Here is a 14,301-nt window from a genome sequence, read left to right on the forward strand (position 1 = left end):
GCTGCCCGGAACCGCCCCACAAATACACCACAACGGGTGGGTCTCGGGGGCCAAACAAAGGACTTACGAGCACCCGGGAGCACCGAACTGCACCCAGTTGCACTGGTGGTCCCGGACGCGAAAAAGCCCCGGAGATGCAGCATCCACGGGGCTTTCGATCTGGGGCGGCTGATGGGACTCGAACCCACGACACCTGGAATCACAATCCAGTACTCTAACCAACTGAGCTACAGCCGCCGTCGGACCATTCAGATTATCCGGGGCGGTCCCGGATGGCCAGCGGGAACCTTCGGGGGAGTGCGGTCATCGAAAGAAGCAGGCCGGAATTCGGCAAAGCGAGGAGTCTATGAATCGTCAGATGAAGCAGGTCCTGGGGTTGTCCGCGTTCGCGGCCGGCTGCATGGCCCTGGGGATGGGCCTCAGCTACGGTTGGCAGGCCCAGGCGCAGGAGGAAAAGCCGGTGACGGTGGAAGCGCGGGGTGCGGATCGCCTCCCGCCCATCGCGGAGGTGGCCGAGAAGCTGAACCCCACCGTGGTGGCCATCACCAACACCAGTTTCGTGAAGAATCAGCGCTTCCAGCACCCCCAGATCGGGGGCGATGACTTCTTCGACTTCTTCTTCGGCCCCGGCGGGCCGCAGCAGCGGCGGTCCCCGCGGGGCGGCGAGGACGAACAGCGTGCCGTTTCCGGCGGCTCAGGCGTGATCATCAGCCCCCAGGGCGAGATCCTCACCAACTACCACGTCATCGCCAGCATGGGCGGCGCCGCGGACAATTCCCTGGAGGTGAAGACCAGCGACGGGAAGAGCTACAAGGCCACGGTCCTGGGCAAGGACAAGGAGCTGGACATCGCCCTCATCAAGATCGACGCGGCCCACCTGCCCTTCGCCAAGCTGGGCGAATCGGATTCCCTCAAGATCGGCGAGTGGGTGGTGGCCATCGGCAACCCCTTCGGCCTCGAGCACACCGTCACCCAGGGCATCATCAGCGCCAAGGGCCGCAAGCTCGACACCGGCGTCAGCTCCTTCCTCCAGACCGACGCCGCCATCAACCGCGGCAACTCCGGCGGGCCCCTGCTGAATCTCAAGGGCGAGGTCATCGGCATCAACACCGCCATCAACCCCGCGGGCCAGAACATCGGCTTCGCCGTGCCCATCAGCCAGGTGAACCGCATCATCAAGGACCTCCGCAGCGGCAAGCCGGTGAGCCGGGGCTACCTTGGCGTGGGGCCGCAGGATCTGGACCAGGCCTACCAGGACGCCCTGGGCGCCAAGGAAGGCGTGGTGGTGAGCACCGTGGAGAAGGGCCAGGCGGCGGACAAGGCGGGCGTTCAGCGCCTGGATGTCATCACCGCGGTGGACGGCCAGCCCGTGCGCAGCCAGGACGAGCTGGTGAGCGCGATCTCCAGCCGCCGGGCGGGCGATTCCGTGAAGCTCAGCATCTGGCGTGACGGCAAGACCCTCACCCTGACCGCCACGCTGGGGGATCGGAAGGCCCTGGAAGAGCAGCGCCGACGCGATTCCGGCGAGGAATCCGACGAGGAAGGCGGCCAGGGCGCCCAGGGTGAGGTGAAGGGCGTGAACCTGGAGAAGCTCTACGGGTTCACGGTCGAGCCCCTCGACGTGAAGCGACGGCTCAAGGGCGTGGTGGTGACCTCCGTGGACCCCCGTTCCCCGGCGGCCGAGCGCGGCCTGGCCCCCGGCCTGGTCATTACCGAGGTGGGCCGGCAGCCCGTGAACAACCTGGCCGAGTTCAACGCCCAGGTGAAGAAGGCCGGCGGCAAGACCCTGCTGCTCTTCATCCAGAGCCCCAACGGGGCCCAGAAGATCACCCTGGCCATTCCGCCCCGCTGAACCTGGCCATGACCCGATCCGGAGCCCCGGTCCCCCCGGGGCTCCGGCCGTTCAGGGTAAACTCGAAGGTTCAACCAGGGTAAGGATCAATCATGGGCCTGCGCCTCCTTCTTGTGGACAGCGACCGGAGCTTCCTCAAGGAGCACAAGGTCAGCCTGGAGGCGGCCTTCGATCTGGAGGTGGCCAGCTCGCCGGACGGCGTGGTGGAGCGCCTGGAGCGGGGCGACTACGCGGCCGCGCTCATCTGCGTCGAGGTGGCGGACAACAAGGGCTACGCGCTCTGCTCGACCCTCCGGAGGCAGCCGGCCCTGGCCGCGCTGAAGATCGCCCTCATCAGCGCCAAGGCCACGGAAGAGGAGTACCGCAGGCACCAGAGCCTCAAGGGCCGGGCGGACCTCTATCTGCGAAAGCCCATCGCCCCCAGCGCCCTGGTGGCGGCCCTCTCGCCCCTGGTGCCCGCCCGCGCGGTGGATCCGGATAATCCCCTGGGCGACCTGGCGGACGTGGAGGGGGGTGACGACTGGCTGGACAACCTGCGGGGCGCGATGGCCCCGCCCGCCCCGGCACCAGCCCCGGCACCAACCAATGCGCCAACCCCGGCACCGACGTCTGTGTCGACGCCCAGCCCCGAACCGCCGCCGACCCCTCCCGTCCCCGCCGCCGCGAAACAAGGCCGGTCCACGCGGCCGCCGGACACCACCCGCGCCCATCTGCTGGAGGAGCAGGTCGTCGCCCTCCGGGAGGAGCTGCGGGTGAGGGACCAGCAGCTCCGGGAGGCCGAGGATTATCTCCACGAGCGCATCGGGGCCGCCACCCTGAACCTCGATGAAATCGCGGCCAGGGATCGCGATCTCGCCGCGGCCCGGCAGGAGGCCGAGGATGCCCGGGCGGTTTCGGACCGGCTCGAGAAGGACCTGGCAGCGCTGAAGTCCGCCATGCAGGTCCAGGAACGGGAACAGGCTGATCTCAAGGCCCGGCTGAAGCAGGCGGAGGCCAAGCTCGCCGCCAGCGTCGCCGGCGCCCAGGAGCGGGAGCAGGAGCTGCAGTCCAGCCAGGAGACGCTCCAGCAGCGCGAGAAGGAGGCCCTCCGGCTCACGTCCCAGGTGGCAGCGCTGCGTCAGCAGCTCGACGAGGCCCTCGTCCAGCACGATGGCGAGCGGTTGGAGCTGATGAACGGGATGGACCAGAAGGAGACGGAACTGGCCCGCCTGAAGCAGGAGCTGGCGGAACAGCGGGAGGCCCACGCGGTGCTCGAACGCGAGAAGCAGGCTGCCTATGGGCAGCTCTCCGAGCACCGGGACCGCCTCCGGAACCTGGATAACCTCCTCCGGGAGGTCCAGGATCACCTGCGGCGGGGATCCGACCTCGCCAAGGGCTGAGGATCCCGATGTCCCTCCTCGCAGCCCTCGTCTGCGTCGCCCTCCTCCTGCTCAGCGCGTTTTTCGTGATGGCGGAGTTCGCGGCCGTGCGCGTGCGCCCCACCCAGCTGGAGGCCCTGGCGGACACCGACTCCCGCGCCGCCTCCGCGCTGGAGGTCCATCGCGCGCTGGGCCACCATCTGTCCTCGATCCAGGCTGGCATCGTGCTTTGCGCTTTGGCCCTGGGCGCCGTCGGGGAGGAACTGTTCAGCCACCTCTTCCGGGCCTTGTTCGGCCACCTGCCCTGGCCCGCACTGGTGGCGCCCGTGAGTTCCGGTTTCGCCCTGCTGGTGATGACCACCCTGGACGTGGTGCTGGCGGAGCTGGTGCCCCGAAGCCTGGCCATCCGCGCCGCCCTGCCCTGGGCCCTCCGCACCGCCGCCCCCCTGCTGGCCTGGTCGCGCCTGGTGCGTCCCCTGACCTGGGTCCTCATCCGCCTGAGCCATCTGGTGCTGCGGGCCGTGGGCCTCCATCCCGAATCCAGCGCGGAGGATCTGGTGCCTTCCGAGGCCGAGTTCCGGCGCATGCTCGAGCGCAGCCAGGCGGAAGGCCGCCTGGACCTCGACCGCAAGGAGCTCATCGAGAACCTCTTCGACTTCAGTCGCCGCACCGTGAAGGAGATTGCCGTGCCCCGGGCGCAGGTCGTGTCCTTCGACCTCCACCAGGACCTGGAGGCCAACCTGGCCCTGGCCCGCACCACCGTCCACACCCGCATCCCGCTGGTGGAGGGCGACCTGGATCGGGTGGTGGGGGTCGTGCACCTCAAGGAGCTGCTCTGGGCCATGCAGGATGGGCCGGCGCCCGTGGATCTGCGGGCCCTGGCGCGGCCTGCCTTCTTCGTGCCGGAGATGAAGCCCATCCAGGGTCTGCTGCTGGAGTTCCAGCAGCGCAAGCAGCACCTGGCCCTGGTGGTGAACGAGCACGGCGGCGTGGACGGCCTGGTGACGCTGGAGGACGTGCTGGAGGAGCTGGTGGGCGAGATCCAGGACGAGTTCGACCGCGAGGCGATCCAGCTTCGGAAGACCCGGGGCGGGGCCTGGCTGGCCCAGGGCGACGTCATGCTGGAGCAGCTGGTGGATCACCTGGGGCTGGACCTCCAGGCCGAGGCGGGCTCCGTGAGCCTGGGCGGCTACTTCCAGGAACGCCTGGGCCGGGTGCTGCGTCCGGGCGACGAGCTGCGGCTCGAGGGCTGGCGCATCCGCGTGCTGTCCATGCGCGGCCTGGCTCCCGGCCAGTTCCTCCTGAAGCCCCTGCCGGCGGAGTCCGGCGCCACGGAAGACACTGATGCTTGAGCCCCTTGATGGGTTCCTCCTGGCCGCGGGCCTGGGCACGCGCATGGGGCCCCTGAGCGCCTGCCTGCCCAAGCCGGCTTGGACCCTGCGGGGGAGGGCGCTCCTGCAATGGGGGGCCGAGGCCTTGCGCCGATCCGGGGTCGCCCGGATCGCCTGCAACGCGCACCTGCACCCGGAACGCCTGCGCGCCGTGGCCGACGGGATCGAAGTCTGCGACGAGCCAGAGCTGCTGGGCAGCGCCGGCGGCCTGCGCCATGCCCTGGGGCGCGTGGCGGCCGAGCTGCTGGTGTGGAACGCCGACATCTGGGCTGATGAGGTGCCTTTCGACCTCTTGCGGACCCGGCATCGCGAAGCCAGGGCCACCCTCAGCTGGCTGCTGGTACCCCATCCCGGCGGCGACTGGAACCCCGTATGGATGGACCACGAGGGCCGGGTATTGCCGAAGGGCGTGACCGGCCCCTGGGGTCCCTACCACTTCACGGGGGCCGCCGCCTGGTCGCCGGAGGCGCTGGACCTCCTGCCCGAGGGCCCCAGCGAGATGAACGACCTGCGCCCTCGCCTGGCTTTCCACCAGGGGGTGGTGGCGGAGCCCTTCCCCTGGCGGGAGGTGGGGACTCCCGGCGCCCTCATCGAGGCCGCAGCGGACCTGGCGCCCGCCCAGGAGGGCCGCCTCCCCGGCTGCTACCTCCATGCCACCGCCCGGGTCTCCACCCAGGCCGAAGGCCGGCTCGCCCGGTGCATCCTGGGTCCCGGCGCTGCCCCGCCCTCCTCCATCACCGATGCGGACGCCCTCTGGTTCGAGGAGGGCGGCAACCAGGTGCGGCTGGGATTACCCTGAAGGGATGGACCCTCGTCTCGCCCGCGCCCTGGCGCGCTGGAACCTGTCGGATCCGCACTCCTTGGCGGGGGACGCGGGCGCGCGGCAGTACACGCGCGTGGCCCATCCCCAGCTGGGCACGGCGCTGGTGGTGCTGCATCCCCTGGACACCCCCGACAAGCCCGACGACAGCTACTTCGAGTTCCGGGCCCTGCAGGCCTACCTGGATCCGGTGCTGCGGGTGCCCACCATCCTCCAGTGCGACGATGGGGACCGCTGCCTGCTGGTGGAGGACCTGGGCGACACCTCCCTGGAGCGCCGCCTGATGGAGCATCCCGAGGAGGAGCTGCGCTGGGCCGAGCAGGCGGGCTGGCTGCTGGCCACCCTGGCGGGCCCCCTCACCCTGGGGGCGCCGGCCCATGCCTTCTTCATGGGGCGCTCCTTCGATCAGGCCAAGTTCGCCTTCGAGTGGGAGTACTGCCGGGTCAACTTCTTCCGCGACTTCCTCCAGAAGGATCCCCCCCGCTGGCTGGACCGCATGATGGAGGAGGCCCACGCCAGCCTGGAGACCCGGGCCCACTTCTTCGCCCACCGCGACTTCCACGTGCGCAACCTCATGGTCCACGGGGACCGGCTGGTGGTCATCGACTTCCAGGACGCCCGCCGGGGCGCCGCCACCTACGACCTGGCCAGCATCCTCTACGACGGCTACTGGGACTGGTCCCGGGAGGCCGGACGCGCCCTGGTGGGGCCCCTCCAGACCGAGCTGGGCTGGAACCACGAGGCCCTTCTGGAGGAGCTGAACCTCAGTGCCCTCCAGCGGAACCTCAAGGCCCTGGGCACCTTCGGCCACCAGCTCGTGCACCGCCACAAGTGCCACTTCGCCCCGGCCATCCCGCGCACGCTGCGCCACCTGCGCGGCCACTTCCAGCGCATGAACCACCAGGATGGCGTCCTGGCCGCCGAACACATGCTGCGCCTGGCCGAGGACCGGCTGCTGAAAGGTTAGGTCACAAGCCGCCGCCGGCGCGCTGGGAGGCTGGTGAAGCGGGTTATGCTCTTGGCCATGTCCTCCGTGGAGCGCGAGTCCAACCCCCTGATGCAGGCCCGGAAACTGGTCAGGGGCAAGGCGCTCTCCCAGCAGGATCTCCAGCTGCTGAAGGAGATCCTCCAGTTCACCGAAGGGGAGCTGGGCCCCCTGCTCGACTCGGGGCCCAGCCAGGCGGCGCCCGCGCTGGCAGCGCCCCAGCAGGCGAAGCTCCAGCGCTCCCTGGGCCTGTTCCTGGTCTTCCTCAACCAGCTCTCCGGCCCGAAGCAGGGGAAGGATCGCGTGGCCATGGGGCTGGTCCTGTCCCATGCCCTGAACGAGCTGAAGGCCCTGGCCCAGGAGGCCCACCTCGAGGTCCTCCAGACCCACAAGGAACCGGGCTGGGTGGTCTACCTCCTCGACCTGGTCGCCTCCCTCCGGACCATGGCCACCTCCTTCGGGCCGGAGGATCCCTACCAGCTCCTGGACGACTGGGCCGCCTTCCTGCAGGAGCGCCGGGACAGCTTCAAGGAGCTGCTGGTGGTCCTCGTGGATGGGCCCCGGGGTGAGGAGCGGGTATCCCAGCTCAACAGCCGCATGAAGGCCCTCAACCGGGCCCTCCAGGGTGCGGAGGGCCGGCCCATCGAGGCCATCCACCGGCTGGTGGACCTCCTGGAGACCTTCGTGCCCCGGGAGACCCTCTCGCGGGTCGAGCCCCTGCTGCTGGTCCAGCATGTGCTCGACACCCTCCGCCTGATCCTCCTGTGGCCCCTGGACCAGGGGATCAACTGGGGGGCCCTGGAGCAGATCCGCGGCAGCCTCACCTGGCTCTGGAACCACCTTGGCTGGTCGCTGCCCCGCTATGACAGCGGGCGCCTGGAATCCATGCTGACCCAGGAGGTCCGGGCCACCCTCAAGGGGGTGCGGGGTTCCCAGCCCAAGGCCTTCCGTGTGCTCGCCCACAGCCTGGCCTCCCATCTGACCATCCTGGGCCTCGTGGACCCGATCCCCCCCGCGGGGAACATGACGGAGCAGGAGCGCTACGCGGCGGTGCCCATCTATTTCGTCGTGGAACGGGAGCTGGCGCGGCTCGGAGATCAGCTTGGCCGGAGCAAGATCCTAGAGGGCCTCCCGAAGGGGACGGAAGAGACCCTGCTGCTGTCGGCCTTCCTCCAGCAGGCGGTGTTCACCCTGAGCCAGGACCTGACCAGCATCCACGAGCTGCTGCACGAGGCCCTGGCCCAGGCGGACGCCGACCACCTCGCGCTCACCCTGGACCACCTGAAGAGCGGGCTCATCAACCACCAGCGGCAGCTGATGGCCGATCTGGTGAGGACCTTCTCGGCGGAACTGCGGCAGAGCATGTTCCCGAATTCCCCCACGCTGAAGGACGAGGGCGACCAGCTGCGCCAGCGCCTCTACCGCTTGTGGGAGCAGCTCGCCCGGCTCCTGCCCAGGCTCCGGACCCAGGTCCGCGAGAAGGACTACCTGCGGCTTTCGCTCACCCTCTTCCAGGCCCACAACCACGTGAACGCCTTTCGCCGGAGCCCGGAGTTCTTCCTCATCCGGGCCCGGGACCGCTCGGAGATGGACCGGCTGACCGCGGCCTTCGGCCGCATCCTGGACGCCCAGAGCGACCTGGAGTTCGCCCTGGTGAGCGGGACCGAGCTGGTGGAGGAGCTGTTCGGCTACCTGGAGGAGTTCCTGGGCCGGATCAACGCCCGGATGCCCCTCATCAGCCATGACCTCATGGTGGCGAAGGAGGCCTTCCGGCTCAGCCAGCAGCTGCAGGAATCCCAGGGAGCGGGCCCGGGCCGGACGCGGCTGACCAAGATCCTCATCCAGTCCACCAAGAAGCTGGGCGTCCGCGACCCCCAGACCCTGTCCCTGCTGCGACGCTGGGTGCGCTCGGAGCGGGGCCGGCGGGAGACGCCGGATCCCATCGACGCCCTCAGCTCCCACCTGGAGCGCCTGGTCACACGCCTGGAAGCGGCGATGGGCTGAATGCCCCCTCGGGAGCGATAGGGCCAGGCTTCCTGACCGGTCAATCATTGACCGCCATGGACAGATTCTGATCTAAGGCCGGGATTCCGGATTCACCGACCCTTAATGTATAAACTCCATTATATGTGTTGATATATGTATGGGCCGGGATTGGCCGCCGATTTGCAATCCCGGCTGTAGTAGATGCCGGTTTTCGAACAGCACCGGGACGCGCTGACGCCCCGGTCCTTCTCGTGTTGAGGGCCCCCATGACCCAAAGGAAAAAAATCCTGCTCGTCGACGACTCCAGCACGGTGCTCATGGTCGAGCAGATGATCCTCAAGAACAGCCCCTTCGACATCCTGATCGCGCGGGACGGGGAGGCCGGGTTCGAGACGGCGCTGAAGGAGCGGCCCGACCTGATCCTCATGGACGTGATGATGCCGCGCATGGACGGCTTCGACGCCCTGCGGGAGATCCGCGCCCATGAGGAGATCAAGGACATCCCCGTGATCATGGTGACCACCCGCGGCGAGGGCGTGAACATCGAGACCGGCTACACGGTCGGCTGCAACGACTATGTCACCAAGCCGATCAACGGATCCGAGCTGCTGAGCAAGATCAACAACCTCATCGGTTCCTGACGCCTGGTGTCTTCCCGGTCCCGAACAACCGCAGCCGATAGCTGGAGCCTTCCGTGGCCAACGAACCCAATCAAGAATCCTACGTCCGCCGCGTTCTGGAGGAGACGCGCGAGTACGAGCGCCGCCTCCGCGAGGACAACGAGGGGCTGAGGGAGCTCGTCGCCACCCTCGAATGCGAGCGGGTGGCGCTCCAGAAGCGGGTCGAGGAGCTGGAGGCCGGCGCCAACCAGCAGATGAGTGAGCTGAGTGCCCTGCGGGAGCGGCTGACCGCCCAGGTGAACGCGAACCAGAAGTCCACCGAGCAGCAGCTGGCCATCGAGCAGCAGAACACCAACCTGGCGAACCTCTACGTGGCGAGCTACCGGCTCAACAGCGCCCTGGACCGGGCGGAGCTCGTGGACGCCATCCGGGAGATCGTCATCAACCTGGTGGGCTGCGAGGAGTTCGCGCTGCTCGAGCCGAACGGTGGCGGCGGATGGCAGGTCTGCGATTCCATGGGGCTGCCCGATGACTTCCTGGCCAGCATGACCCGTCCCGACGGGGTTCTGGCCGGCCACCTGAAGTCCCGGAAGATGCACGTGACGGATCCGGCGGTCCTCAGCATGGACGAACTGGACGTCTCCAGGCCCTCGGCCAGCATCGTGATGAGCGTCGGGGACGAAACGGTGGGCGCCGTCGCCATGTACCGCCTGCTGCCCCAGAAGTCCGGGCTCGAGCCCCTCGACCGGGAACTCTTCGACCTGCTGGCCGCGAACGCAGCCATGGCCCTCTACCGGCTGAAGCTTCAGGAATTCGTGAAGGGCGGGAAGTAGCCACCCGCCGGCGCTTGACCGCACCAAGGAGACCCATGCCCCACTTGCCCGCCCCTGGCTGGATCCCGGCTGATGCCGCCAGCGGTGGTGTATCGGTCTACCTGCATCCCGGGCACCTGCACGTGTCCCTCGTGCCCTGCACCATGACCACGATCCTGGGTTCCTGCGTGGCGGTCTGCCTCTGGGACCCCGTCTCGCGGGTCGGAGGCATGAACCACTTCCTGCTCGCCCATCATCCAGCGGGAGAGCCCGATTCCGCGCGCTACGGCGACTCGGCCACGGACCTGCTGATCAGCGCCGCGGCCCGGGCGGGCGGGTCCCTCGGGCGCCTCCAGGCCAAACTCTTCGGCGGGGCCTGCGTGCTGGGATCGGCGGCCCCCGGCGCCAACCACCTCGGGCTCAAGAACGTGCAGGTGGCCCGGGAACGGCTCGCTGCCCACGGCATTCGCGTGGTGAGCGAGGACGTGGAGGGCGCCCGCGGCCGGAAGATCCACTTCCAGACCCTGGATGGCGCGGTGTTGGTGAGGACGCTCTAGGAGGCCGCATGGACATCGATCTCAATGCCATCCGTGCGACGTTCTTCGCCGAGACCGGCGAACACCTGAACGAGTTCGAGGGGGCTCTGATCGAGTTGGAGCGTCAGCCCGGGGACAAGGCCCTGGCCAAGACCATCTTCCGGATCGCGCACACCATCAAGGGGGACGCCTCCATGGTGGGCTACACCGCCATGACGGAATTCGCCCATGGGCTGGAGAGCCTGCTGGAGAAGATCTCCGGGGGGGTGCAGCCCTTCACGCCCGCCCTGGCCACCATTCTCCTGCGCTCGGTGGACGCCCTTCGGGCCCTGGCGGGAGCCGAGGATCCGAGCCTGATGCCGGCCGGCATCCGGGAACTCCTGAACGAACTGGAAGGCGCTTCGCAGGGGGGCGGAACGCCGCAGCAGGAGCCCCAGGCCGGAGCCGAGCGGCGATCCCGGGCCCGCGACACGGCCAAGACCCTCCGGGTGAAGGTGGCCAAGCTGGACCGGATGCTGGACCTGGTCGGGGAGCTGGCCATCAGCCGCGGCCGCCTGGACACCCAGATCGCCACGCTCGCCGGCGCCAGGGCTTCCGCCATCCAGGACGCCCACCGTGACATGGACCGCCTCTTCATCGAGCTCCAGGAGCATGTGATGCAGGCCCGGCTCGTGCCGGTCGGCACCCTCTTCCAGGGGTACACGCGGGCGGTCAGGGACCTGGCTCTGCACACGGGCAAGGAGATCGACCTCGCCATCGAGGGAAGCGATGTGGAAGTGGACAACGCTGTGGTCGAGCAGCTGCGGGAGCCCCTCATCCACCTCCTCAGGAACGCCATCGACCACGGCATCGAGAACGGGGTGGAACGGCGCGCCGCGGGCAAGTCCCCCTGCGGGCACGTGAACCTGAGGGCCCGGCACGAGTCGGCTTTCGTGATCATCGAAGTCGCCGACGACGGCGGCGGGATGGCGCGGGAGAAGCTGTTGGCGCAGGCCCGGAAGTGGGGCGGCGTGGAAGACGTCGACCGGCTCAGCGACGCCGACCTCCAGGCCCTGATCTTCGAGCCTGGGTTCTCCACGGCCACCCGGGTGACGGACCTCTCCGGCCGGGGCATCGGCATGGACATCGTGCGGCGCGCCGTGGAGCGGCTGCGGGGGACCATCTCGGTGAAGAGCCTTCCGGGCCAGGGCACCACGTTCACGCTCCGGTTCCCGCTGACGCTCGCCATCATCGAGGGGTTCGGGGTCACCGCCGGGGATGAGTCCTACGTCATCCCGCTGGATGCGGTGGTCGAATGCGTCGACCTCCCCGCCGAGCAGCGCAGCGAGGTGGAAGGTTCCGGCGTGCTCAGCCTGAGGGGCGAACCGCTGCCCTACCTGGGCCTCCAGGAGCTCTTCCGCTTCGGGACGGGCGGCGAGGGCCGCCGGAAGATCGTCGTGGTCCACCATGGCGAGGGCCGCGCGGGGATCGCCGTGGACGACCTCCAGGGCGAGTGCCAGGCGGTGATCAAGCCGCTGGGCAACCTGTTCAAGCAGACCATCGGCATCTCGGGCTCCACCATACTGGGCAGCGGCCGGGTCGCCATGATCCTCGACGTCCCGGCCCTCCTGCGCGAGGCGGTGGCCCGCACCGCAGCCCGCGGCGAGGCGCCCTGAGCCGGCTCCGGCCGGAAGTCCCCCCATTTCCGCTTCAGACCCTGACCGTTTCATCCGTTTGTTAAGTAGAAAGGAGTCCCCATGTTCTCGATCCGAGACCTGAAGATCAGGACGAAGCTGTTCCTGGCGTTCGGGATCATCGCCGCCCTCCTCGTGGCCGTGGCCCTGGTGGGCAACAACGCCGTCGACCAGCTCAGCCGGGAAGCCAACAACATCCTGAGCCACGAGTACGTCCTCGCCGAGGCCTTCACGAACATCGGCACCGATACCCTCAACCTCCGCCGCTACGAGAAGGATGTGTTCCTCAACTTCGAGGACGCGGCCAAGCGGGAGGGCTATGTCCGGAAGTGGAAGGAGACCCACGCCTCCCTGGTCGAGAACCTCGATCAGATCGAGAAGCGGCTCGAGACCAGCGAGGACAAGGATGCCGTCCGGGCGATCCGCCTGGACCTCGGCACCTACAGCACGGAGTTCGAACGAGTCCTCCCCCAGATCGACATGGGCCTGTTCAAGACCTCGCAGGAGCTGAACAAGGCGGAGGATCCCTTCAAGGACGCCGTCCATCGCCTCGAGGCCACCGCGGAAAAGGCCATGGTCAGGCACGAGAAGGAGATGACCGCGAAGGCCCAGCAGATGCAGGGCTTCTCCCAGACCGTGCTCCGGATGGTCATGGTGGTCACGATCGCCTCGGTGGTCGCGGCGCTGGTGGTGGCGTGGCGGATCTCCCGGGGCATCTCCGTGCCCCTGCTCCGGGTGGCCGAGGGCATGCGGAAGATGGCCGACGGCGACCTGAGGGACAAGGTCGATGTGTCGGGCAAGGACGAGCTGGCCGAGATGGGCGCCGCGTTCAACCGCATGGTGGAGAACCTGTCCCAGACCATCGGGGAGGTGAGGACGGGCGCCAACGCGCTGGCCTCGGCGGCCCAGCAGGTGTCCTCCACCTCGCAGGGGCTCTCCCAGGGGACCAGCGAGCAGGCCTCTTCCGTGGAGGAGACCACCGCCAGCCTGGAGGAGCTGAGCAGCTCCATCGAGCAGAACGCCGACAACAGCCGCCAGACCGAGCAGATGGCCATGCAGAGCGCCCGGGACGCGGACGAGAGCGGCCAGAGTGTGGAAAAGACCGTCGAGGCCATGAAGATGATCGCCGAGCGCATCTCGATCATCGAGGAGATCGCCTACCAGACCAACCTGCTGGCCCTGAACGCGGCCATCGAGGCGGCGCGGGCCGGCGAGCACGGCCGGGGCTTCGCCGTGGTGGCCACCGAGGTCCGCAAGCTGGCGGAGCGGAGCCAGGGCGCGGCCAAGGAGATCAACGAAGTGGCTGGTGGCAGCGTGGGGGTGGCCATAAAGTCGGGCGAGCAGCTCAAGGAGCTCGTCCCCGCCATCCGCAAGACCGCCGAGCTGGTCCAGGAGGTCGCGGCCACATCGCGCGAGCAGGCCAGCGGCGTGAAGCAGATGAACAAGGCCATGACCCAGGTGGACCAGGTCACCCAGCGGAACGCCTCGGCGGCGGAGGAGCTCTCCTCCACGGCGGAGGAGCTCGCCTCCCAGGCGGAGGCCCTCCAGCAGCTGGTGGCCTTCTTCAAGGTGACGGGGGACGAGGCGGTTGCACGGCATGCCCCCGCCGTCCCCTTCATGCGTCCGGAACCCGCCCCGCTGGCGGGCAGGGCCATGAAGCCCGCGGTCGGCCTCGGCCAAGACCAGCACTTCAAGCGGTTCTGAGGGAGGCGGCGATGGACACGAGCGTTCTGGCCGACCTGGCCAACCACGACCAAAGCCAGTACCTGTCGTTCTTCATCGCGGACGAGGAGTTCGCGGTGAGGATTTTGAAGGCCCGGGAGATTCTGGAGTACGGGACGGTCACCAAGGTGCCCGGGGCCCCTCCGACGGTGCGCGGGGTGATCAACCTGCGCGGCGCGGTGGTGCCCGTGGTGGACCTGGCGCTGAAGTTCGGGCTTCCTGAGCGGGAAGTCACGAAGCGGACCTGTGTCGTGATCGTCGAAGTGGGCGCGGGCGAGGACAAGACGACCATGGGGGTGATCGTGGATTCGATCAGCCAGGTGGTCGACCTTCCGGAGGAGCAGATCGAGCCTGCGCCGGACTTCGGGACCAAGGTCAAGCTGGAGTACCTGCTCGGGATGGGGCGCTCCGGCAAGAAGTTCGTGATGGTCCTGGACATCGACAAGGCCCTCTCCCCGTCCGAGCTCTCTTCGGTCGCCGCCATCGCCGGGCAGGCCGCGGAGGCGCCGCAGGGCGCGGAACCCGGGTCGGGCGACTGAAAGGCCA

At 68.6% G+C, this 14,301-nt stretch carries 12 protein-coding genes and 1 tRNA gene; 12 read left to right on the top strand and 1 reads right to left on the bottom strand.

Annotated features, from left to right (window positions below):
- Positions 1-160: 160 nt before the first annotated feature.
- A tRNA-His gene (locus tag ML539_RS14920) sits at positions 161-237 on the bottom strand.
- Positions 238-358: 121 nt separating this feature from the next.
- On the opposite strand from ML539_RS14920, the gene ML539_RS14925 reads away from it, so the two are divergent.
- The 12 genes from ML539_RS14925 to ML539_RS14980 all read left to right on the top strand — a co-directional run bounded on the left by ML539_RS14925 (position 359) and on the right by ML539_RS14980 (position 14,294).
- Positions 359-1,852 carry a Do family serine endopeptidase gene (locus tag ML539_RS14925; protein ID WP_243325180.1) on the top strand — a complete coding sequence of 498 codons (1,494 nt, stop codon included), beginning with the start codon at positions 359-361 and terminating at the stop codon, positions 1,850-1,852.
- 92 nt (positions 1,853-1,944) lie between these two features.
- A complete protein-coding gene (locus tag ML539_RS14930) occupies positions 1,945-3,231 on the top strand; it encodes a response regulator (protein ID WP_243325182.1) in 1,287 nt (428 codons plus the stop codon).
- Between the two features lie 8 nt (positions 3,232-3,239).
- Positions 3,240-4,562, top strand: a complete 1,323-nt coding sequence (locus tag ML539_RS14935; protein ID WP_243325184.1) for a hemolysin family protein — start codon at positions 3,240-3,242, stop codon at positions 4,560-4,562.
- Positions 4,555-5,400 carry an NTP transferase domain-containing protein gene (locus ML539_RS14940; RefSeq protein WP_243325186.1) on the top strand — a complete coding sequence of 282 codons (846 nt, stop codon included), beginning with the start codon at positions 4,555-4,557 and terminating at the stop codon, positions 5,398-5,400. The genes ML539_RS14935 and ML539_RS14940 overlap by 8 nt, the downstream gene beginning before the upstream one ends.
- A 4-nt stretch (positions 5,401-5,404) precedes the next feature.
- The gene (locus tag ML539_RS14945) at positions 5,405-6,388 is read left to right on the top strand and encodes a phosphotransferase (RefSeq protein WP_243325188.1); all 984 of its coding nucleotides are present in this window, start codon (positions 5,405-5,407) and stop codon (positions 6,386-6,388) included.
- Positions 6,389-6,445: 57 nt separating this feature from the next.
- Positions 6,446-8,410 carry a hypothetical protein gene (locus tag ML539_RS14950; protein WP_243325191.1) on the top strand — a complete coding sequence of 655 codons (1,965 nt, stop codon included), beginning with the start codon at positions 6,446-6,448 and terminating at the stop codon, positions 8,408-8,410.
- Between the two features lie 248 nt (positions 8,411-8,658).
- The gene (locus tag ML539_RS14955; RefSeq protein ID WP_243288580.1) at positions 8,659-9,033 is read left to right on the top strand and encodes a response regulator; all 375 of its coding nucleotides are present in this window, start codon (positions 8,659-8,661) and stop codon (positions 9,031-9,033) included.
- A 53-nt stretch (positions 9,034-9,086) separates the two neighbouring features.
- Entirely contained in the window at positions 9,087-9,845 is a 759-nt protein-coding gene (locus ML539_RS14960) for a hypothetical protein (RefSeq protein WP_243325193.1), read from the top strand.
- 35 nt (positions 9,846-9,880) lie between these two features.
- Positions 9,881-10,381 (top strand): chemotaxis protein CheD, encoded by a 501-nt coding sequence (locus tag ML539_RS14965; RefSeq protein WP_243325195.1) that lies wholly within the window; start codon positions 9,881-9,883, stop codon positions 10,379-10,381.
- Positions 10,382-10,389: 8 nt separating this feature from the next.
- Positions 10,390-12,015, top strand: a complete 1,626-nt coding sequence (locus tag ML539_RS14970) for a chemotaxis protein CheA (RefSeq protein ID WP_243325198.1) — start codon at positions 10,390-10,392, stop codon at positions 12,013-12,015.
- An 81-nt stretch (positions 12,016-12,096) separates the two neighbouring features.
- Entirely contained in the window at positions 12,097-13,737 is a 1,641-nt protein-coding gene (locus ML539_RS14975; protein ID WP_243325200.1) for a methyl-accepting chemotaxis protein, read from the top strand.
- Positions 13,738-13,748: 11 nt separating this feature from the next.
- A complete protein-coding gene (locus tag ML539_RS14980; protein WP_243325203.1) occupies positions 13,749-14,294 on the top strand; it encodes a chemotaxis protein CheW in 546 nt (181 codons plus the stop codon).
- Positions 14,295-14,301 lie beyond the last annotated feature (7 nt).

The organism is Geothrix sp. SG200, from assembly GCF_022808935.1.
In the GTDB taxonomy this organism is placed as follows: domain Bacteria; phylum Acidobacteriota; class Holophagae; order Holophagales; family Holophagaceae; genus Geothrix; species Geothrix alkalitolerans.

Coding starts and splice junctions, on each gene's coding strand:
- ML539_RS14925 (WP_243325180.1), top strand. CDS start 359: ATGAAGCAGGTCCTGGGGTTGTCCGCGTTCGCGGCCGGCTGCATGGCC.
- ML539_RS14930 (WP_243325182.1), top strand. CDS start 1,945: ATGGGCCTGCGCCTCCTTCTTGTGGACAGCGACCGGAGCTTCCTCAAG.
- ML539_RS14935 (WP_243325184.1), top strand. CDS start 3,240: ATGTCCCTCCTCGCAGCCCTCGTCTGCGTCGCCCTCCTCCTGCTCAGC.
- ML539_RS14940 (WP_243325186.1), top strand. CDS start 4,555: ATGCTTGAGCCCCTTGATGGGTTCCTCCTGGCCGCGGGCCTGGGCACG.
- ML539_RS14945 (WP_243325188.1), top strand. CDS start 5,405: ATGGACCCTCGTCTCGCCCGCGCCCTGGCGCGCTGGAACCTGTCGGAT.
- ML539_RS14950 (WP_243325191.1), top strand. CDS start 6,446: ATGTCCTCCGTGGAGCGCGAGTCCAACCCCCTGATGCAGGCCCGGAAA.
- ML539_RS14955 (WP_243288580.1), top strand. CDS start 8,659: ATGACCCAAAGGAAAAAAATCCTGCTCGTCGACGACTCCAGCACGGTG.
- ML539_RS14965 (WP_243325195.1), top strand. CDS start 9,881: ATGCCCCACTTGCCCGCCCCTGGCTGGATCCCGGCTGATGCCGCCAGC.
- ML539_RS14970 (WP_243325198.1), top strand. CDS start 10,390: ATGGACATCGATCTCAATGCCATCCGTGCGACGTTCTTCGCCGAGACC.
- ML539_RS14975 (WP_243325200.1), top strand. CDS start 12,097: ATGTTCTCGATCCGAGACCTGAAGATCAGGACGAAGCTGTTCCTGGCG.
- ML539_RS14980 (WP_243325203.1), top strand. CDS start 13,749: ATGGACACGAGCGTTCTGGCCGACCTGGCCAACCACGACCAAAGCCAG.